Below are 21,477 nucleotides of genomic sequence, written 5' to 3'. Positions count from 1 at the left end.
GATGCTTATTTTTTATTGGTTGTAATGCCTTTTTCCCTTAATATTGATACTTGTTCTCCTGCGTAACCCCAATCGTCTAATTCTATTTCCTGAATTACAACTTGAGTTAAATGCGGATCCTTGTTCAATACATCAGTAATCAAATTGGTGATTCCGCTTATTAATTGCTGTTTTTGTTCGCGGGTTACGCCTTCACGTGTCAATTCTAGTTTTACGTATGGCATGGCTTCAGTTTTTAGATTCTGATGAAAATGAAGCTTCGGCAGTGATATTAAAATCTAAATCGAAGTCATTGTAAATCAAGGTATCTCCTAAATCAACAAAGAAGTTTCCTGAACGGAATTTGATATTGTATTTGGTACGATCAATTACCAGTTTACCATTAAGGGAAATGGTATTTCTATTATTTTCTATTATTACATTAAACCCAACCAAATGTGTGATTCCTTTTATGGTAAGATTTCCTTCAAGAAAATAGCTGTTATCTGATTGCTCCTTTGCATCTATAATATCAAAATTTGCAAAAGGAAATTTTTCTGTAGCAAAAAAATCATCCGATGCCAAATGTCCGGCAAATTGTGCGTTTGTTGCAGAATCCGTAACATCGAGTATTTGTATTGAAGCTGTATTGATTACAATATTTCCGCCTTTTATTTTGCCGTCAATCAGGATAAAATGACCTTCTTCGATACCAATTGTACCATTATGCGAACCGGTAACTTTTCGGCCAGTCCAATCGATTTTGCTATTTGAGCTTATGATTTTAAAATTTATTGTTTCCATTTTTATTGTATTTAAAAGTACAATACAAAGGAACGGCGGGTATGAAAATTGGTTACGTGATGTAGATCACAATCTTTTTTTAAGGTGCAAAGTGTTTTGTTTTACGTAGATTTTCATTCTCATTTTTGTCATCTCGACGAAGGACAGATCACATATAGCTCGACAAAGATTGTCACTTTATTTGCGGAGTTTCTGGTGTGATCTCTCCTTCGTCGAGATGACAAGCAAACCGGAAAATAGAAATTAAATAAATCATCTCCTAAAATCTCCCAAAATCTGCATAAAAAAAATCACGCGTTAAGTCGGCTTAGGGTTTCTCTCGAAACGCCAAGATAAGCAGCAATTAAATGTTTAGGAACTAAGTTGTAAAGTTGGGGATATAATACCATAAGTTCTTCGTAACGAGTTTTGACATTATTATTCATAAAAGATAAAAGTCGTTTTTGAGAAGCGATATATCCTTTGTTGGTTCTCCAACGGAAAAAATGCTCGATTTGATGAAATTCATTACATAATTTCTCACGGTCGTTATTAGAAAGGCAAAGTAATTCGACATCTGAAATGCAATCTACATTTATGGTTGCGGCAGTTTGATTATATAAAGCATCATAATCTGATGTCCACCAGGTTGGCATGGCAAATTGCAGAATATACATTTTGATCTCGTCGTTGATAAAAAAAGCTTTCAAACAACCTGAAATCACAAAATACTCGCACTCTACTTTGTCGCCTTCGCTGATTATAGTTTGCCCTTTTTTGAAAGATAAAGGCTTAAAATGCGAAAAGAAATAATCAAATTGCTCCTCTGTCAATGAAGCAGTTTTGGCGATATGTTGCTGTAGTATTTCTTTGGTATTCATAAAAAAAGTAGAAAGGTTCAGAGTGGGCAAAGGTACAAAGGTTTTTTTTATAAGATGCAAAGGCTCAAATGGACAAAGCTTTTTTCTTCCTATCATAGTTAGGTATTCGTTTTCGAAAAAAAAAGTATAAATCACAAACTTCCGACAACAAAGAAGACGCACTGCTGTGCGCCTCTACAATAAAAACTTACTCTTTATTCTATACTCTTTATTCTATTCTTTACTCCAAACTCTTCAACTGTAACGCTCTTTGTAAAAAACTCTGCTGTTTTATTTTGTTTTCGGCTTCGTTAATCGCCTGAAGTAAATTGTTTTGATTGTCTGCTATTTCTTTAAGGACGTTCGACATTACATCCCAAACTGGTTTCATTTTCAGAATCAATTCCTGGCCTTTTGGCGTAAGCAAAATCAATCTTTTACGTTCGTCGACTTTGTCTTTTTTTGAACGGATTAGTTTTTGTTTTTCGAGCTCTTTTAATAAACTAATGGTCGAAGGATGAGTATAACCAATTTCGTTTGCAATTTCGACAACGCTCAAAACCTCTTTATGATGTAAAGTGTAAATGACAGGAAACCATTTGGGCTCAAAATCGATGCCGTATGATTTATAAAATAACGCACCATCTTTTCGCAATTGCTCGCTCAGACGCTGTAATCGGGTTGAAATGGCTAAAATTCCTGATTCATCAATTATATTCATCGTTCTTTTTTAGTTTTAAATGACAAAATACATTGTCGGCACTCATGACAGGAAATGTATTTGGAAGTGCTTCTTTTTCGATTCTTATAAAATGGTTTCTTTCATAAAAACGCAAAGCAGCTTCTAATACCGTTATGGTTCCCAAATATAAATCATCAATTTGATTTTCATTGCAATAATCGAGTAAAGTGTCTAATAATTTCTGGGCAATCGAAAACTCTTTTCCACGAAATTCTTTCTTAACAAACATTTTTCTAATCGCAGCTTCTTTGTCAGCAAATTTTACTAAAGCAATTGTGCCTACTAATTCATTATTTATAAAAGCACCCCAGAAATGACCTCCTCCATTATAATAGAAGTTCTTTATATTTAATAAATCCGGTTGGTCTTCGATCGTAATGGCGACATTAAATTCCTTTTGCTGTATGTTTAAAATTAACTCTACAATTTCGTTAGAGTATTTATTTTCGATAGGAATAATTTGTGATTTCATTTCTTTTACAATTTACAATGCAAAACTACGTAGTTAAATACGTAAATAAAAATATTTGATTAAAAATTGTTATTTTTTGTTTCACGCAGATTTAAAAAAGATTTAAGCAGATATTGAAGATTATTTTTTATTTCTTTATTATGTCAGCATTTAAATTAAAAAATCTGCTTAAATCTGCCTAATCTGCGTGAAATAAACTTGCGCTTTTTGTGAGATTCGCACAATTAATGCAGCTATGAAATGTGAAACTTATCACAAAAAATTAAAACAATTTGCATAAATGACCAATCGGTCATATATTTGTACCCGTAAATGAAAACTATCATGACAAAGGGAGAAGAAACCAGACAATTCATTCTAGAGAAAGCAGCCCCAATCTTTAACACAAAAGGGATTGCCGCTACTTCTATGAGTGATATTATGGAGGCTACCAAATTGTCTAAGGGAAGCATGTACGTTCATTTCGAAAATAAAGATGTCCTTGCTTGCGCCGCTGTAGATCATAATATGAAGGTATTGGGTGATAAACTTTTATCTGAAGTGAGTAAAAGTAAAACGGCCAAAGAAGAGCTTTTTGCTTATATAGATTTTTTTAGCAATGCCGTAAATCCTCCGCTTACAGGCGGTTGTCCGTTATTGAATTTCGGGACAGAGGCAGATGATACCAACCCCGTTGTTAAAGCAAAAATAAATAAAGGCTGTAACTCTAATCAACAGCTATTGGCTAATAGTGTAAATAAGGGAATTGCCAATGGAGAGTTTGAACCGGAATGGGATGCTGAGGAATTTGCAGTCGTTATGTTTGCCATGATGGAAGGTGGTCACCTTATATCAAGAGTCTCAGGCAGTAATGACAAAATGAGAATTATAACCAAAACCCTAAGAAAAATAATAGAGGAAAACACACTTTAATTTTTTTTTCTTATAAAAATGACCGAACGGTCACTAAAATAATTACAAATATCAATATCATTAATAATTCACCACTAACAATTAATAATTTAAGATCATGTCAAAAACAATTTTAATTTCAGGAGCATCAAAAGGATTTGGAAGAGCCTGGACAGAAGCACTTTTAGCAAAAGGATATAATGTAGCTGCAACAGCGCGAAATATCGATACCCTTGCCGACTTAAAAGCACAATACGGAGACGCAATTTTGCCTTTAACATTAGACGTAAATAAACGCGAAGATTCATTTGCATTAGTAGAAAAGGTAAAACAACATTTTGGTACAATTGATATCCTGATCAATAATGCAGGTTATGCACTAAACGGAGCTGTTGAAGAAGCCAGCGAAACAGAAGCAAGAGCACAATTTGAAACGAACTTCTTTGGAACTCTTTGGTTAACTCAGGCAGTTTTACCAATTATGAGAAATCAAAAAAGCGGTCATATTATACAAGTTTCTTCTATTTTAGGAATTGCCACTTTACCCAATTTAGGTCTTTATAATGCGTCTAAATTCGCCGTAGAAGGTCTTACTGAAACTCTGGCTCAGGAAGTAAAACAATTTGGTATCAATGTTACTTTGGTTGAACCAAACGGTTATTTTACTGATATCTGGGGTAACGGTTTCAATAGTAAAAGTATTGATGCTTATGACGGACTTAGAAAAGCAATAGCAGAAGGACATGATCCTGACAATTTCGGAAAAACAAGTGCTACAGTTCCTGCAATCATCAAACTGGTTGAAGCAGAAAATCCACCACTACGCCTATTCTTAGGAAGAATAGCGTTGCCATTTGCAAAACAAACTTACGAGCAAAAATTAGCAACCTGGGAAGAATGGGCTGATGTTTCTGTAGCTGCTCATGGTTGATTAAAATAATTTTCAATAAAACTAAAACCTCCAAAATCAATGACTTTGGAGGTTTTATTATTTAGAAATCACATTCGATAATCCGTTTTTCGATTAATAAAACTCTCCGTTTTTTTTGATTAAAGCATCCAATCTTCCGCATTTTTAGCAAAATCCTGCATATCATTAATCAGCTTACTGGTGTGATATCCATCAGCAACCGCATGGTTTACAAATACTGCAACCGGAATTAATATTCTGTCATCTTGCTTAAAGTATTTTCCAAAACGAATTAGCGGAAACATGAAATTAGATTCCTGATATGTATCTTGAGAAAAATTTGTAAAACTTAACCAAGGTAAAGCCGAAATAGAACAAAAATTTGCAGGACGATCTAAGCGTGCTTTTATACCTTTAACATCCTTGTATTTTTCTATATCGCCTACTATTGTTTCATAGAAAAACTTAAAATCTTCATGATATTCACTCCAAACATCTGAAAAAGTTTTATCATCTTCATGAAAAATCGTGTATGAAGGAACAACGTAATTCCAATAACCTAATTGATATTGATCATTATAACTCATCCTAAATTCTTTGTTCTGATTTACAGAACGCATAATTACGTAAAGAAATGACGGGAAAAACTTTAATTTCCTTCCTTTTGATACTTGGAGCAATTCTGTAATGTCAACATTCGCATTGATTGTGTATTTGCATTTTATAATATTATTAAAATAATCAAAATAAGGTTGTCGTTCCCAACTTTCGGGATCAACGGGTTCAAAAAAATTTTCCATAGTTTATTATTAAATCTATTCTTGTTTTAGTCTTAGGAGTTTGATTTATTACAAAAATAAAATATCAATTCTCTAATTAGCCCTAAATATCAGGTAGAAAACTTTATATCAAAAATAAATTAACAACTCTTTAATAAATAACTTCCGTATTTTTTAAGATTTATTCGTATTTTAAGTATTTTAAAATATCAGTTTTGGTTGCTATATAAGCTCTTGACAATACAATTATTAAAGTCAGAATTAATAAAACTACAAAGCCTAAAATGAAATGAATTAGCGACATTTCTATTCGATAAGCAAAGTTCTCTAGCCATTTATTCAGCAAATAATATACTGGAAAAATGGCGATTAAAAATCCTATTACGCAGTACAGGATGTATTGTTTTGATAATTCTTTTAGTAAAGTATTTGTTTCTGCTCCTAGCGTTTTTCTTATTGCAATTTCTTTCATACGCCTTTGTATGGAATAAGATGCAAGTGCAAATAATCCAAAAAGAGCAATTAAAACAACAACAATATTGAGCAGTGAAAACAAGTTTTTTTGTTTTGTGTAAGCTTCATAAGTTCTCGCATATTCTTTATCTACGAAATCATATTGAAATGGATATTCGGTATCAACTTTCGACCATAATTTTTCGATATTGGCAATCGTGTTTTCCATATGATCCCGTTTTAGTTTTGCATAAACTTTGTTGATGTTATGTGTCATACCAAACATTTTGATATTGTAAAAAGCAATTGGCGGTACTTTTGATTCAGGACTTAATAAGTTAAAATCCTGAACAATACCAATTATTTTTAATTTTTGTTCCCGAATTAAAAGTTCCTTGCCAAGAGGATCTTTAAGATTCATTAATTTTGATGCACTTTCGTTTATGATCACAGAATTTATAGTGTCTGAAGCCCGTTTTCTATCAAAATTTCTTCCCTTAATTATTTTGATGTTCAACATTTCAAACATGCCAAAATCTAAAGGAATAATGCGTTGTTTAAAAAGTTCATCATTGTATAAAACCGCATTTATAGAATTATCTGAACCATCAAACGCAATAAGGCCCGTCGAGATTTGTTCAACGCCTTTAATCTTGTTGAGCTGCTGTTTTATGATATTGTATTTGTTGTAAATATTTTGCGCTGCATTTTCTCCCTGGTAATCGACCGATGGAAAATTTAAAGAAACCGAAATTACCTTATCGCCCTTAAAACCCAAATCTTTATTCTGTAAATATTTAATTTGTTGGTATACTATATTTGAGCCAATAATAAAAAAGGCCGCAATGGCAAACTGAAAAATAAGCATTCCGTTACGCAGCCAAATACCGTTTTTGCTTCTTTCGAAATTTCCTTTCAAAACTTTAAAAGTTTCGAAATTGGATATATAAATAGCCGGAAATAATCCTGCCGTCAAAATTGTAATGATAAAAATCAATATCAATTGTATGTAAAACTGACTGGCAAGAAGTACAATGTTTTTGTTTAAAAAATTGTTGTAATACGGCAAAGTCAGCTCTACAATTACTAACGCCAGTAAAATAGAAAAACTCGTGGTTAAAACCGTTTCAAAGAGAAACTGACTAATAATATCGCCTTTTGATGCACCCGAAATTTTACGTACTCCAACTTCTTTCGCCCGCTTTACGGCATTAGCGGTTGCGAGATTGATGTAATTAACAATCGACAAAATGAGAATTAAAAGAGATAACCCCATCATGATCATTAAAAATTGATAATTCCCTCGTGTTTCAGGATAACCATCTGTTATCGAATGTAATCTGGCTTTTGATAATGGTTCAAGAATAACCGTAAAATGACCTACTTTTTTAGCCATAACTTCGGGCGTAAAACCTGCTTCTTTGGCAAGTTGCGCAATAAAATTATGGTTGTAAATTCTTTCGAGTTTCTGTCTTGTCAGATCAACTTTTGACGGATCTTTTACTTTTAATAATAACTTTAAAATAAACGGATTTGTCTTTCCTGAAGTGGTCAGTTTCTTCATTTTATTGATGATGGCATTTGGCGCAATCGAAGAATTTCCGGGAATATGATAAACAGCCCGTACAGAAAACAGCTGGTCAAAGCATTTTATTTGTTGCCCAATGGGGTTTTCATTTCCAAAAACCCTTTTAGCTGTAAGATCTGAAATAGCAATGCTGGAATCATCTTTTATAGCTGAAATTGCATCGCCCTGAATAATTTTGAAAGGAAAAAAAGAAAATAAATTTTGTTCGACATTGATAATTTTATCTACAAATTCCTTTTTTCCTTTGTAAATAATTTTATCCTTTTGATACCAGTAATCAGAATCAGCATATAATGTAGATTCGATATTTGGATCTTCGTCTAAAGCCGGTTTCAGGAATAAGGCACAATCTGACCAGGCAGGCATATCGCTTAGTTGAACCAAAACCTGGTATACTTTTTCTTTTTCAGGATTCCAGGCATTGTAATTTTGTTCGTCGTTCCAGTAAAGTAGTGCAAAAATCAGCCCGGAAATTCCTATTGACAATCCTAGAATATTCAGAAAAGAGAAAAGCTTGTTGTGCTTTAAGCGGTAAATAAATATGTTGATATAGTTTAGTATCATAGTTATAGTTAGTGGTTAAATAGAATAAAGACATTTACTCTTTTATTCGTACTTTAAATATTTCAGAACGTCAATTTTAGTGACCTGATATGCTTTTGCAAGCACAATAGTTAATGTCAAAAATATCAAAACAACAAAAGCTACAAGAAAGGGAATGATGGGAATATCAATTCTAAAGGCGAAATCCTCTAACCATTTTTGCAATAAAAGATATGCCGGAATAATTCCTATCAAAAAACCAATCGCACAAAAAATCACATATTGTTTGGATAAATCTTTAAGCAGAACATTTGTATCAGCGCCTAGTGTTTTCCTGATAGCAATCTCACGCAACCTCCTTTCCATAGAAAAAGAAGCTAAAGCGAACAATCCAAAAATGGCAATTAGAATCACAATTCCGTTTAACAGAGAAAATAATTCACTTTGACTTTCATAATTTTTATAAGTACGTGCAAAACTTCTGTCTACAAAATTGTATTCAAAAGGATATTCGGCATCTACCTTTGTTCTCCAGAATTTATCAATTGCAGCAATTGTTTCAGGCATATCTTTTGGCTGAATTTTAACCGAAATATTAGACATGTCCCTAGACATCCAGTCAAAGGCTTTGATATGCATGAAAATCATTGGCGAAATGTTATTTTCAAGTCCAAAATAATTGAAGTCTTTTACGATCCCTACTACTTTTAATTTTTTACCTTCCCAAATAACTTCTTTATTAAGAGGATCTTTTTCCTGTAATGTCTTAGCGGCAGCTTCATTAAGCAAAACGTTGTTAATAGTGTCAGAAGCAAATTTACTTGTCAGATCCCTTCCTTTAGCTATCTTAATTCCCAGAAGATCCAGCATTCCAAAATCAATTGGCATTTGCTGTGTTATGACTTCCTTATTGTCTTTATAATGCAATCCTGACCAAGAATTAACATCATTTCCTATAGAAAATACTCCAGCTGAAACGGCCTGAACCCCTTTTATTTTCAAAAGTTCCTGTTGTATTATTTTGTACCGTTCAAATTGATTTTTTTCTTTTTTGGGTTTAAAAGAAATATCCATTACCTGAGCTCCTTTAAAACCTAAATCTTTATTGGCCATATAGTTGACCTGCTGATATACTATAAAAGAACCAATTATAAAAAAAGTTGCGATCGCAAATTGCAAAACCAGCATACCATTTCTAAGCCAGATTCCGTTTTTACTGCGGGAAAAATTTCCTTTTAGAACCTTTAAAGGCTCAAAATTAGAAACATAAATAGCGGGTAAAACTCCGGAAACCAAAATGACAATTACAAAAATGACTATTAACTGTAAATAAAACTGAGAACTTTCAAGGATTAAATTTGTGCCTATAAGTGAATTATAAAAAGGAAGTGAAAGTTCGACAATTACCAATGCTAACAAGAGCGAAAAAAGCGTAATTAATGTGGTTTCAAATACAAATTGAGTGATAATTTGTGACTTTGCAGCACCAACGATCTTTCTTACACCAACCTCTTTAGCACGTTTAGCCGCATTTGCAGTAGCAAGATTAATGTAATTTACAATTGATAATACTAAAATAAGAATCGATAATCCCATTAAAATTTTTAAAAACTGAAGATTTCCGGTTCCTTCCGGAAAAGGGCAGTTTCCCTGATGAAGCCTCGACTTTGAAAATGCCAGTAATTTTGGCTTTGTCAGTTCGCCATAGAGCTTTAAGTAAGCATCAAAGGTTATTCCTTCAGCTTTTGCCTGTTTTTTATAACAATTTTCAATATAAATAGTATTCAGCCTTTTAAGGACAGCAGTCGTATCGCTTTGTTTGTTTAATTTTAGAATTAATCCAAAATTTAATCCCCAGTTATCTTTCTTCTTTTCCAGATTTTCCTCTATTATACTAGTAACTGCAGCAGGCATTACCGAAGATTTTTTGGATAAGCTGTATATACCGCGAACGACATAATAATTTTCAGCATATTTAACCTGTTTTCCCATTGGGTTTTCATTCTTAAACAAACGGGCAGCTGTCTCTTCAGAAAACGCGATACTATTACGGTCATGAAGAGCGTCTTTTTTATTACCTCTAATAAATTCGAAAGGAAAAAAAGAAAAGAAATTGCCCTGAGCAGAAAAAATCTTATCGACCAATTCTATTTTCCCATTGTACTGTATGGTTTCCTTTTCGTAATTACTTGAAAAATAACAATAATCCTGTACATCTGCAGTTGATTTTAAGAGCGGTCCCGGTACAGGAGAATTGACAGCCCAAACATTACCACCGCCAATATCATTTAGAACAGCGTAAATTTTATCTTTTTCAGGATTCCACTGATCATACGAATGTTCATCATTCCAATACAAAGTGGCAAAAATTAATCCCGCAATTCCAATACTCAAACCCAAAATATTCAGAGCTGTAAAAAGCTTATTGTTTTTGATGTGATATATAAATATGTTGGTCCAGTTCTTTAGCATCTTATTCGTATTTTAAATATTTTAAAACATCAATTTTTGTTGCCTGATACGCTCTTGTAAGTACAACTAATAATGTTAATATCAATAAAGCACTGAACCCAATTATAAACGGATAAACAGAAATACTAATTCGGTAAGCAAAATTCTCTAACCACTTATCCAATAAATAATAAACCGGAAACAAAGCCATTAAAAAACCTACTATACTAAAGATGACATATTGTTTGCAAAGTTCTTTTAATAAAACATTTGTTTCTGCGCCTAGGGTTTTTCGAATCGCAATTTCTTTCATACGTCGTTCTATAGAGTACGAAGCGAGAGCAAATAACCCGAAGAGTGCAATTACAATAACAACAATATTCAATAAAGAGAAAAGATTTTTTTGCTTTACATAACTGCTATACGACTTCTTATATTCTTTATCTACGAAATCATATACAAATGGATATTCTGTATCTACCTTTTTTGTCCACAGATTTTCTATATCACCTATGGTTTGTTGCATAGTTTTAGGATCAGCGGTAATGTAAATATTGTTCAAAAGTCCTGAAAACCAAGGAACGCTTTTAAAATGGAAAAAAGACATTGGAGGTATTGCATCTCCCGGATTTCCTATATTAAAATCTTTTACAACTCCCACAATAATGGCATCTTGTCCGTTCCAACTCAGTTTTTTACCTATCGGATTTTTTTCACTTAATAGCTTTAAGGCAGTTTCATTAATTAGCATCGAAGTAACGGTATCCTGTGCAAATTTCGGACTCAAATAACGTCCTTTTACAACTTTTATTTTCATCATTTCCAGCAGTCCAAAATCTATTGGTACATTACTTCCGTCAATTTTTATATACTTGTAATGATATGTTATTACAGATTTTACACCTTTTCCAAAAACAAAACCACCTCCTGCAACTTGCTGCACTCCTTTTATGTGCTTTAATTGGTTTTGAATAATACTATATCGTTCAAAACGGTCTTTATCAGTTATTGCGTCGCCATAGATATTTCGGTATGAAACATTAAGGATTTGTTTTCCGCTAAAACCCAAATCTTTTGCATTCATAAGCTCTATTTGCTCATAAACAATATAAGATCCTACAATAAAGAAAGCAGCTACAGCAAACTGAAAAATGAGCATCCCGTTTCTAAGCCACACACCGCTTTTACTTCTTCCAAAATTTCCTTTTAATACTTTTAATGGTTCAAAATTAGCAACATACACAGCCGGAAATATTCCTGCCAATATTACAGTTATGAAAAATATAGCAACAAGCTGGATATAAAACTGTCCGCTTTGCAATACGAGTGATTTATCTAAAAAAGCATTATAATACGGTAAAGAGATCTCGACAATGACCAATGATATTAAAATTGAAAACAACGAAATGATGGCAGTTTCAAAAATAAATTGTTGAATTATAGAAAATTTAGAAGCTCCTATGATTTTGCGAACTCCCACTTCTTTCGCTCTCTTTACAGCATTTGCCGTAGCAGAGTTAACATAATTTACAATAGATAGCGTTAGGATTAAAACAGATAATCCAACCATGATAAGCAAAAATTGAAGATTGCCGTTTGCTTCTACCACACCACCGGTTTTTGTATGTAATCGAATAGATGATAATGACTCTAAACCTGGTTTTACCTCGCCATATTTCTTAATAAATTCTTCAGGTTTAATACCTTGCTCTTTTGCAAAACGAGTTGTCATGTTTGCAAAATATATTTTCTGAAGATTTTGAGTCACTTGCTTTTGGTCATTGGGATTTTTTAATTTTAATAACAGAACAAATTGAAAATTACCCCATTGCTGAATGGTTTCTTTAATTCTTGTATCTATAAAATTAACCACGCACGAAGGATTGTAAACTGATTTTTTATCGAGTTTATAAACACCTCTTACTATTAGGTTTTTACCCTGGAGTACGATTTGTTTCCCTACGGCAGGTTGGTTTCCAAAAAGCTGAATGGCCAAATCCTGTGACAAACAAATACTGTTTACATCTGGTAATGCATTTTTTGAACTTCCTTCAATAAATTGATATGGAAAATAATCAAAGAAGTTTTTTTGTGCTGCAATTATTCTGTCAGACTGCACTTTTTTATTATTAACGCGAATAATATCATTTTCATAATTGCCGTTCAAATAACAGTAAGATGCTACTTCAGGGCTTGCTTCTTTTACTGCAGATCCTATTGGTGCTGAACTTGAAGCCCAATAGGTAGTCGCATCCATTTGATTGGCGACTAAAAATACGTTATCTTTATTAGGATTCCACTGATCGTATGAATGCTCATCATTCCAATATAAAATAGCGAAAATTAATCCCGCGATTCCAATACTCAAACCCAAAACATTCAAAGCCGTAAAAAGCTTATTGTTTTTGATGTGGTAAATAAATATGTTGATCCAGTTCTTTAGCATTATCTTAGTTATTTAAGTTTGCTGCAAAAACATCGACATTTCTATTGTTCATTTTCTCAGAAAGTATTACCCCATCTTTCATCAAAATAGTTTTTTGCGAAAACGAGGCATCATAATCAGAATGTGTTACCATCAATATTGTGGCACCGCTGGCGTGAAGATCCGTTAATAACTCCATCACTTCATTACCATTTTTACTGTCAAGATTTCCCGTTGGTTCATCGGCAAGAATAATTTTCGGGTCATTGATCAAAGCCCTCGCAACGGCTACACGCTGTTGTTGTCCTCCTGAAAGTTGTTGCGGATAATGTTTTAAACGATGCGAAATACCTAATATCTTAGCGATATCCTCTACTTTTTTCTTTCTCTCTGATGACGGAACATTATTGTAAATCAGCGGCAATTCGATATTATCATAAACCGATAATTCATCTATTAAATTGAAATTCTGAAATATAAACCCAATGTTTTCTTTTCTGGCTTTCGATTTTGATTTTTCTTTTAGGCCAATCATCTCCTGTCCCAGCAATTTATAACTTCCCCCTGAAGCACTGTCCAATAATCCAATGATATTTAATAAAGTTGACTTTCCGCTTCCGGAAGGCCCCATGATCGACACAAAATCCCCCTGGTTAATCGTTAGCGAAATTTCACTTAAAGCTTTTGTTTCAACTTCTTCAGTTCTAAAAATTTTTGAAAGTTTGGTAATACTGATCATAATAATTTGTTTTTGATGTTTGATTTTCTTTTTGAGAATTTTAAGTGCTGAAGTAAAAAACAGATCCTAAATTAAGATAATAGATAACATAATCTATAAATATCTATTTTTGTTACATTTACCGGTAATAATGATTCTCATACTTGATGATTTGCTAATCTTAATGTGATTTTCATGCCAAAAATTTAAAGATTGTAACTGCCTTATTTTTAAATTCTTATTTATTTAAGAAATTCAAAAGTGTCCACTATTGGACAGCTTTCGTCCAAAACCGAACAAAAATGAAAAAGACAAATGCCTCAATTTTAATCATAGACGATCAGGAAGACATCCTTTTTGCGTCGAAAGTATTCTTGAAAAAGTATTTTGAAGACATTTATACACTTAATAATCCTAAAAATATTGTCGAATTATTGTCAAAAAAAAGCATCGATGTTGTTTTACTTGACATGAATTATCGAATTGGTTTTGAAGACGGAAAAGAAGGTTTGTATTTATTGAAAGAGATAAAGACACTTTCTCCCAAAACTGTTGTGATATTAATGACTGCTTTTGGCAAAGTTGAAACTGCTGTTGAAGGATTAAAAAATGGTGCATTTGATTATATCCTAAAACCGTGGGAAAACAAAAAATTACTCGAATCTGTAAAACAAGCCGTTGATAAAGCACGAAAAGATCAGAAAAAGGAAAAGAAGATTGAAATCGAAAACAACTTTTTTATTGGTACTTCTGAAATTATAAAAAAAGCTTATTCCTTCGCAGACAAAGTAGCTAAAACTGATGCTAATGTTTTAATTCTGGGCGAAAATGGAACTGGAAAATTTGTTCTGGCGCATCATATCTTCAGTCAGTCTGATAGAAAAAATGGCCCTTTTATGGCCGTTGATTTAGGTTCTTTGAATTCGAATATTTTCGAAAGTGAATTATTCGGATATGCAAAAGGTGCTTTTACAGATGCAAAAACCGATACTCCGGGACGTTTTGAAATGGCACAAAACGGAACTATATTTTTGGATGAAATTGGGAATGTTCCACTGCATCTACAATCTAAATTATTGCAGGTTATCCAGACAAAAACCGTAACCAGATTAGGAGAAACGAAAGCAAGACCATTGAATGTACGTATTATTACGGCAACGAACTTAAACCTGAAACTGGAAGTTACCGATAAAAATTTCAGGGAAGATTTGTATTATCGCATCAATACTATGGAAATTGTATTGCCTCCTTTGCGCGAACGAAACGAAGATAAAATTCCGTTGGCCGAATATCTATTGGATAAAATGATCGAAAAATACAGCAGGGACAGGATTACTTTTGATAAAAAAGTTCTCGAACAAATCGAAAAACATGCCTGGAATGGAAACATCAGGGAAATGGAAAATAAGATAGAACGTGCCGTTATTCTTTGTGAAAACAATAAAATTACCGTTGCTGATTTAGATCTGGAAATTATCACCGCTTATGAAGAAAACGTGGATGACATTCAGCTTTCTGCTGTCGAAAAAACTGCCGTTGAAAAAGCGTTAATCAAAAACAATAATAATATCAGTAAAACTGCCGAAGAATTGGGTTTGTCACGCGGTTCATTATATAGACGTTTAGAAAAATATAATATTAACATCAAAACAGATGGTCTCTAATTTATTTTAACACATAGAAACATAGTATTACATAGTGTTGAAAGGCGTTTTACTTAAAATAAATCGCATAGCTATGAGATAAATAATGGTTTCAAAAAATTAAATTTTAATTCTCAATTTTTAATTATTAAAACATGTTTCAATCCATCAAGACATACAAACTTCTTTTTTTAAGATTAATTCTAATTGTTGCGGGAATCGAAGTTTCTATTTTTTTCTTTAAAAAAGAATTGCTTTTTACTGGAATATTTGGACTTTTTATCGTTTTTCTGCTTCTAAGGGAAATGTATTTTTATGTTCGTAATTTTGTTTTGATTTATAGCAAAACCATAGCTTCGATATTACAAAATGATTTTAGTTCCGATTTTTCGAAACATAAATTCAACAAGAATTATAATGACTTATTTCATTTATACGATATCTTAAAAAACAAACAAAAAGAACAGGTTTCACGAGACATCATATATCGTTCTATCTTGAATAATATTGAAACGGGAATTATCATTTTGCAAAAACAGGATAATGACTGGAATATTTTTTTAATGAACGATTACTTTTCGACGCACTTTAATGTTCCTAAAGTATCCAAATGGAAATACCTAAAAAACCAATTGCCTTCTTTGTGTGAAATCCTTGAAGAAGATAATTTTCAAGAGATTAAAACATCGGTAGAAATCCGGGTAAACGAACAAAACATGCAGACATTTGTTTTGCAGGCTTCCAGAACAGAAATTTTTGAACAGGATTATTTTATTGTTTTACTCGATTCAATTCAAAATGTTGTCGAGAAAAAAGAGAAAGAAGCGTGGGTAAATTTGATGAAGGTGATTTCTCATGAACTATTAAATTCTATTACGCCTATTCGTTCTATTTGCCAGAATTTACAAGATTTGGTCGAACAGGATTCAATGTCGGCAGAAGATCTTGAGGATGTCAAAAATAGTGTTGAAACCATGTTGAGACGAAGCGATCATTTACAAAAATTTGTCGAAGGCTATCGAAAACTAGCCATGTTGCCTACTCCAAAAAAAGAAAAAGTAGAACTACAATATTTAATCGATAACTGTCTTCAGATTATGAATCCGCTATTCAGGGACAATGCTGTTAAAGTAGTAAACGCAATAACACTTAAACGCTTCATTAATATTGATGCGCAACAAATAGAACAGGTTTTAATTAATCTTTTAACGAATTGCATTTATGCGTTGAAAGATACATTTGATAAGCAGATTTATATTTCGGCGGAAGCAAAAGAAAACCGAATCTTTATAAAAATTATTGACAACGGAAACGGCATTGAAAAAGAAATAGAAAATAAAATATTCCTGCCTTTTTTCACCACAAGACAAGAAGGTGCCGGAATTGGATTAACCTTATCCAAAAATATTATTGAAGCTCATGGCGGTTATATCGCACATAAAACCGAAGATCATAAAACTGTTTTTGAAATTTGTTTCATCGAAGATTAAACATCTATATTATGTAACATCCTTATAAAATTATATAACCGCAAGTTCCGGATTTTAAAATAATTTCATAAAATGAAAAATACAGTAATTTTATTAGTGGACGACGACGAAGATGATTGCGAACTTTTTATCGCAGCCATTGCTTCTTTGAACAAAAATATACTGACTACGATTTCTAATAATTCATTAGAAGCTCTAAACAATTTAAAAGTAGCAACAGTTTTACCTGACTTTATATTTTTGGATATGCAAATGCCTTACCTAAGCGGAGCAGAATTTATTCAAGAACTACGACAAATTCCTAAACTTAGTCCAATTAAGATTGTGGTTTACTCCTCGCACTCTCATGATACACTAAAAAAATTAACCAATGAATTTGATTCTGTTCAAATATTTACAAAACCTAATAATTTTCAGGAATTAGTTAGCACACTGGATGGTATCTTGTAATACTTATAATCTCATACATTATAAAATTGAAACCTTAGGCTATTACGAAAAACATCGCGAACGGTTTCAACCATTTGGATATAATATATATCGCAATAGATTTCATCTTAAATCCCACTAACATACGCTGGATGTTCCAGAGGTTGAAACCTCCAGCTATGCGGAAATATGAAGAAATTAATGATTTTAAATACTAAAAAACATCGCGAACGGTTTAAACTGTTTGGACGTGATATATATCGCAATAGATTTCAAACCTGCATTGGACTAATATTCTCCGGGTGTTCCCAAGGTCGAAACCTCGGGCTATGCGGAAATATGAAGAAATTAAATGGTTTTAGATACTAAAAAACATGGCGAACGGTTTCAACCGTTTGGAAACGTGATATCATACGCATCAAGTTTCAAAAAGAAATCATATAACATTTACGGAAAAAAGTATAAATTCTAAACTTGCCTCACGAAGTAACTTTGAGAAAGTAATTTTACCACTAATACCTTAATTGTTATGCTACTACAATTTATCTCACAACTATTCGAAAGCGACGAAACGGATCATAATGAATACGATATTGTGATTCAGATAAATGATAAGGTTTCTCCTTTAGACAAAAGAAATCTTTATCTTCTTCCTTTAAATGAATTATTATTAGAAAAAAATTATGGTGAAATTTCAGGCGGTGGAATTCTTAAAGAAGAACCGGGTGAAATTATTTTTTGCGATATCCATATCAAACTTTTTGATGAAAAAATTGCTCCAAATATTTTAAAAAATATTAAGACTTGCCTTGAAGATTGTGGTGCTCCAAAAGGATCAAAAATAATTATAGAAAATACCCATCAGGAAATTCCGTTTGGTAAAAACGAAGGAATTGCCATATATCTTGATGAAGAAAATGCTGAAGAAAAAGAAGAACAATATAATTTGGATTTTGTTCAATCTGAGATTTCAAGAAGAACCAATACCTCTCAAACTACAGAGAGATATTGGAAAGGAAATTCGACTACAGGATTATACTTTTACGGACAATCATATGAGAAAATGAAAGACGAAGTATCTCATTTCATGACGGCAAATCCGTTGTACAAAACAGCAAGAATTGCACAAATAGCTTAATTAAAATTATGAAAACCCCACTATTAGCCTTCAACGATAAAGGAATATATTGCCAGCAGGCCGATGTATATCTTGATCCATGGCGTCCGGTTACAAATGCTATTATCACACACGGACATGCAGATCATGCACGTTGGGGGCATAAAAATTACATTACACATTATGAAAATGTGCCTATTATAAAACACCGTTTGGGCGATATTAATGTTACCGGAAAAGACTGGAACGAAACTTTTACCGTAAATGGTGTACAATTTTCCCTCCACCCTGCCGGACACGTTATTGGTTCTGCTCAGATACGCGTAGAATACAAAGGCGAAGTCTGGGTTTTTACGGGAGATTATAAAACCGAAGATGACGGAGTTTCCACTCCTTATGAAGTGGTAAAATGCGATGCTTTTATCACCGAATGTACGTTTGGATTACCCGCTTTTAAATGGACACCTCAAGCCGAGGTTATGACGGATATCAACAATTGGTGGGCAGAAAATCGAGCCGAAGGCAAAACGTCAGTCCTTTTTGGATATTCGTTAGGAAAAGCACAACGTTTACTAAAATATCTGGATACTGATATTGGAAAAATATATACCCATGGAGCCATCGAAAACATGACCGAAGTATTGCGTCCGTTAGTAGATTTTCCGCCCACAACGAGAGTAACTTCTGAAACTAAAAAAGAAGATTTACTGGGAAGTATTGTCCTCGCTCCGCCAAGCGCTCACGGAAGTACATGGATCAGGAAAATGACTCCGTTTATTACAGGTTCTGCAAGTGGCTGGATGACCTTTCGAGGTGCCAGACGCAGACGCGCCGTAGACAGGGGTTTTGTTCTAAGCGATCATTGTGACTGGACAGGTTTACTGGAAAGCATTAAAGCAACAGGAGCCGAAAAGATAATTTGTACACACGGCTACTCAGATATTTTCTCAAAATACCTTCAGGAAATTGGTTATGATGCTCGAACCGCTCACACACAATACGAAGGAGAATTGGGAGAAATGGATTCAAAGAAAGATGTTGAGGAAGAAATAGAAACTGAGAAAATAGAACAAAGAGAATAGAATATAGACTATTGCTTAAATTTTTGAAACATATAGAAACATAGGATTTGTTTAATGCTTAAAAAGGATACAAAAAGAAATACATTTCTTTCACATAGCAAATACGCAAAGTACTATGTAATTTAAAATAAGTGAAATGCCTATTTTTTAAGTTAAAAAAGCTATGTCTCTATGTGTTTAAATTTAAAAATTAAGCCCCACGACACCTAATTAATAACCACAACAAAAATGAAAAACTTTGCCGAACTTATTAAAGCGCTTGACAGTTCTAATAAAACGTCGGTAAAAGTGGATGCTTTGACCAATTATTTCATCAATGCCAGTAACGAAGATAAAGTCTGGACGATTGCAATACTTTCGCATCGTCGGCCGCCAAGACCCGTTAATACTACATTATTGAGAATATGGGCGAATGAACTGGCAAATATTCCGCTTTGGTTGTTTGAGGAAAGTTATCATATTGTAGGCGATCTTGCCGAGACAATTGCATTGGTGATTCCTACTACAAAAGAACATTCGGATAAAAGTCTGACTGAATATCTTCAGGAAATTATTGCGCTGAAAAAGAAAACCGATATTGAGAAAAAAGAATATCTGCACGAAAACTGGCTGGCTTTAAATTACTACGAACGTTTTGTTTTTACCAAATTAATTACTGGAAGTTTCAGAATCGGCGTAAGCCAAAAATTGATGACGCGTGCACTTTCTAAAGCCGAAAACATTGATGAAGATGCTTTGGCACACAAATTAATGGGCGACTGGAATCCTAATACGATCACGTTTCAGGAATTAATTCTGGATGAAAAAAATAGCGATTATTTATCAAAACCATATCCGTTTTATCTCGCGTATCCTATCGAAGGCGAACCATCAAATCTTGGAAATCCCGAAGATTGGAGCGCTGAACACAAATGGGACGGAATAAGATCGCAAACCATAATACGTGATAATGAAATCTTTATATGGAGTCGTGGCGAAGAATTGGTTACGGATAAATATCCTGAATTTGCTTCGTTTATTGGAATCATCCCGGACGGAACCGTAATTGATGGTGAAATTCTGCCTTACATAAATAATGAAATTGGGACTTTTAATGATCTTCAAACCAGAATCGGGCGTAAAACAGTTTCGGCTGCAATCCTTAAAAAATCTCCTGTAATTATAAAAGCCTATGATCTTTTAGAATGGAAAGGGATTGATATTCGAAATCTTCCTTTTGAAGAAAGACGTATCTTATTAGAACAATTATATGAAGATATCAAACACCACGATATTCCGTTGCAACTTTCTGAACGGGTAAAATTTTCAACTTGGGAAGAATTGACGGAGGAAAGATTGCGCTCCCGCGAAATGAAAAGCGAAGGTTTGATGATAAAGCGAAAAGATTCTGCTTATCTTGTAGGAAGAAAAAAAGGCGATTGGTGGAAATGGAAAATTGAACCTCTTGTTATTGATGCGGTTCTTACCTACGCCATGCGCGGGCACGGAAGACGCTCGAATTTATTTACGGATTATACGTTTGCCTTATGGCAGAATAACGAAAATAACGAACGTGAACTGGTGACTTTTGCAAAAGCATATTCTGGTTTAACCGATGCTGAATTCAGAATGGTGGACGACTGGATTAAGAAAAATACACTGGAACGATTTGGTCCCGTTCGAAGCGTAACACCACAATTGGTTTTTGAAATTGGTTTTGAAGGAATTGCACTTTCGAAAAGACATAAAAGTGGCATTGCAACACGGTTTCCGAGAATTTTAAGATGGCGGCACGATAAAAAAATAGATGAAGCGAATTCTATTGATGATTTGAAAAGTATGATTATATAGCATGAGCAGAATGGCACGCGGATGACACGGATTCGCTATCGCGAAAACGCGGATTAAAAACGGATTTTTTATTTTTTATTTTTTGTTTTTAAATTTTTCTAATTTCTATTCGCTTTTTTTGTCATTACGCATTTTTTTTGTCATTTCGACCGAAGGGAGTAATCACACTAGAAACTGGTCAGAGAAGTAAAAATTTTCGAATACGAGTTTGATTTCTCCTCCATTGAAATGACAAAATTGTGGTTAATATAGTTTTTCAAAGCTCTAGCGGAGCGATATATAATTGGTTTCG

At 33.3% G+C, this 21,477-nt stretch carries 18 protein-coding genes; 8 read left to right on the top strand and 10 right to left on the bottom strand.

Annotated elements, in window-relative coordinates; genetic code table 11:
- Nucleotides 1-5 precede the first annotated feature (5 nt).
- The 5 genes from NJT12_RS01810 to NJT12_RS01790 form a co-directional block, all read right to left on the bottom strand.
- The gene (locus NJT12_RS01810) at nucleotides 6-224 is read right to left on the bottom strand and encodes a tautomerase family protein (RefSeq protein WP_271334223.1); all 219 of its coding nucleotides are present in this window, start codon (nucleotides 222-224) and stop codon (nucleotides 6-8) included.
- 4 nt (nucleotides 225-228) lie between these two features.
- Nucleotides 229-783 carry a YceI family protein gene (locus NJT12_RS01805; RefSeq protein ID WP_271334222.1) on the bottom strand — a complete coding sequence of 185 codons (555 nt, stop codon included), beginning with the start codon at nucleotides 781-783 and terminating at the stop codon, nucleotides 229-231.
- Between the two features lie 290 nt (nucleotides 784-1,073).
- Nucleotides 1,074-1,643, bottom strand: coding sequence for a Crp/Fnr family transcriptional regulator (locus NJT12_RS01800; protein WP_271334221.1), 570 nt, complete (start codon nucleotides 1,641-1,643; stop codon nucleotides 1,074-1,076).
- 220 nt (nucleotides 1,644-1,863) lie between these two features.
- A complete protein-coding gene (locus tag NJT12_RS01795; RefSeq protein WP_271334220.1) occupies nucleotides 1,864-2,343 on the bottom strand; it encodes a MarR family winged helix-turn-helix transcriptional regulator in 480 nt (159 codons plus the stop codon).
- Complete coding sequence (locus tag NJT12_RS01790; protein ID WP_271334219.1) at nucleotides 2,330-2,836, bottom strand: GNAT family N-acetyltransferase; 507 nt, start codon at nucleotides 2,834-2,836, stop codon at nucleotides 2,330-2,332. Before NJT12_RS01790 ends, NJT12_RS01795 begins: the two co-directional genes overlap by 14 nt.
- A gap of 324 nt (nucleotides 2,837-3,160) precedes the next feature.
- On the opposite strand from NJT12_RS01790, the gene NJT12_RS01785 reads away from it, so the two are divergent.
- Both NJT12_RS01785 and NJT12_RS01780 read left to right on the top strand, forming a co-directional pair.
- Complete coding sequence (locus tag NJT12_RS01785; protein ID WP_271334218.1) at nucleotides 3,161-3,748, top strand: TetR/AcrR family transcriptional regulator; 588 nt, start codon at nucleotides 3,161-3,163, stop codon at nucleotides 3,746-3,748.
- A 97-nt stretch (nucleotides 3,749-3,845) separates the two neighbouring features.
- Nucleotides 3,846-4,658, top strand: a complete 813-nt coding sequence (locus tag NJT12_RS01780; RefSeq protein ID WP_271334217.1) for an SDR family NAD(P)-dependent oxidoreductase — start codon at nucleotides 3,846-3,848, stop codon at nucleotides 4,656-4,658.
- Between the two features lie 119 nt (nucleotides 4,659-4,777).
- Here NJT12_RS01780 and NJT12_RS01775 read toward each other — a convergent pair whose 3' ends face one another.
- The 5 genes from NJT12_RS01775 to NJT12_RS01755 all read right to left on the bottom strand — a co-directional run bounded on the left by NJT12_RS01775 (nucleotide 4,778) and on the right by NJT12_RS01755 (nucleotide 13,615).
- Complete coding sequence (locus NJT12_RS01775) at nucleotides 4,778-5,437, bottom strand: CatA-like O-acetyltransferase (RefSeq protein ID WP_271334216.1); 660 nt, start codon at nucleotides 5,435-5,437, stop codon at nucleotides 4,778-4,780.
- A gap of 160 nt (nucleotides 5,438-5,597) precedes the next feature.
- On the bottom strand, nucleotides 5,598-8,021 hold the full coding sequence (locus tag NJT12_RS01770; RefSeq protein ID WP_271334215.1) for an ABC transporter permease: 2,424 nt from the start codon (nucleotides 8,019-8,021) through the stop codon (nucleotides 5,598-5,600).
- 42 nt (nucleotides 8,022-8,063) lie between these two features.
- Entirely contained in the window at nucleotides 8,064-10,472 is a 2,409-nt protein-coding gene (locus tag NJT12_RS01765; RefSeq protein ID WP_271334214.1) for an ABC transporter permease, read from the bottom strand.
- 1 nt (nucleotide 10,473) lies between these two features.
- Nucleotides 10,474-12,897, bottom strand: a complete 2,424-nt coding sequence (locus tag NJT12_RS01760; protein WP_271334213.1) for an ABC transporter permease — start codon at nucleotides 12,895-12,897, stop codon at nucleotides 10,474-10,476.
- A 4-nt stretch (nucleotides 12,898-12,901) separates the two neighbouring features.
- Complete coding sequence (locus tag NJT12_RS01755) at nucleotides 12,902-13,615, bottom strand: ABC transporter ATP-binding protein (RefSeq protein WP_271334212.1); 714 nt, start codon at nucleotides 13,613-13,615, stop codon at nucleotides 12,902-12,904.
- Between the two features lie 281 nt (nucleotides 13,616-13,896).
- Here NJT12_RS01755 and NJT12_RS01750 point away from each other — a divergent pair, with 281 nt between their 5' ends.
- The 6 genes from NJT12_RS01750 (at nucleotide 13,897) to NJT12_RS01725 (ending at nucleotide 21,185) form a co-directional block, all read left to right on the top strand.
- Nucleotides 13,897-15,258 (top strand): sigma-54-dependent transcriptional regulator, encoded by a 1,362-nt coding sequence (locus tag NJT12_RS01750; protein ID WP_271334211.1) that lies wholly within the window; start codon nucleotides 13,897-13,899, stop codon nucleotides 15,256-15,258.
- A gap of 134 nt (nucleotides 15,259-15,392) precedes the next feature.
- Complete coding sequence (locus tag NJT12_RS01745) at nucleotides 15,393-16,727, top strand: sensor histidine kinase (protein ID WP_271334210.1); 1,335 nt, start codon at nucleotides 15,393-15,395, stop codon at nucleotides 16,725-16,727.
- A gap of 72 nt (nucleotides 16,728-16,799) precedes the next feature.
- Entirely contained in the window at nucleotides 16,800-17,177 is a 378-nt protein-coding gene (locus NJT12_RS01740) for a response regulator (protein ID WP_271334209.1), read from the top strand.
- Nucleotides 17,178-17,685: 508 nt separating this feature from the next.
- A complete protein-coding gene (locus tag NJT12_RS01735; protein WP_271334208.1) occupies nucleotides 17,686-18,294 on the top strand; it encodes a hypothetical protein in 609 nt (202 codons plus the stop codon).
- Nucleotides 18,295-18,302: 8 nt separating this feature from the next.
- A complete protein-coding gene (locus NJT12_RS01730; protein ID WP_271334207.1) occupies nucleotides 18,303-19,355 on the top strand; it encodes a ligase-associated DNA damage response exonuclease in 1,053 nt (350 codons plus the stop codon).
- Nucleotides 19,356-19,583: 228 nt separating this feature from the next.
- Entirely contained in the window at nucleotides 19,584-21,185 is a 1,602-nt protein-coding gene (locus NJT12_RS01725) for an ATP-dependent DNA ligase (RefSeq protein WP_271334206.1), read from the top strand.
- Nucleotides 21,186-21,477 lie beyond the last annotated feature (292 nt).

This window comes from Flavobacterium azizsancarii, from assembly GCF_027980145.1.
Classification (GTDB): Bacteria; Bacteroidota; Bacteroidia; order Flavobacteriales; family Flavobacteriaceae; genus Flavobacterium; species Flavobacterium azizsancarii.
This window is presented reverse-complemented; position numbering and strand designations above follow the sequence as displayed.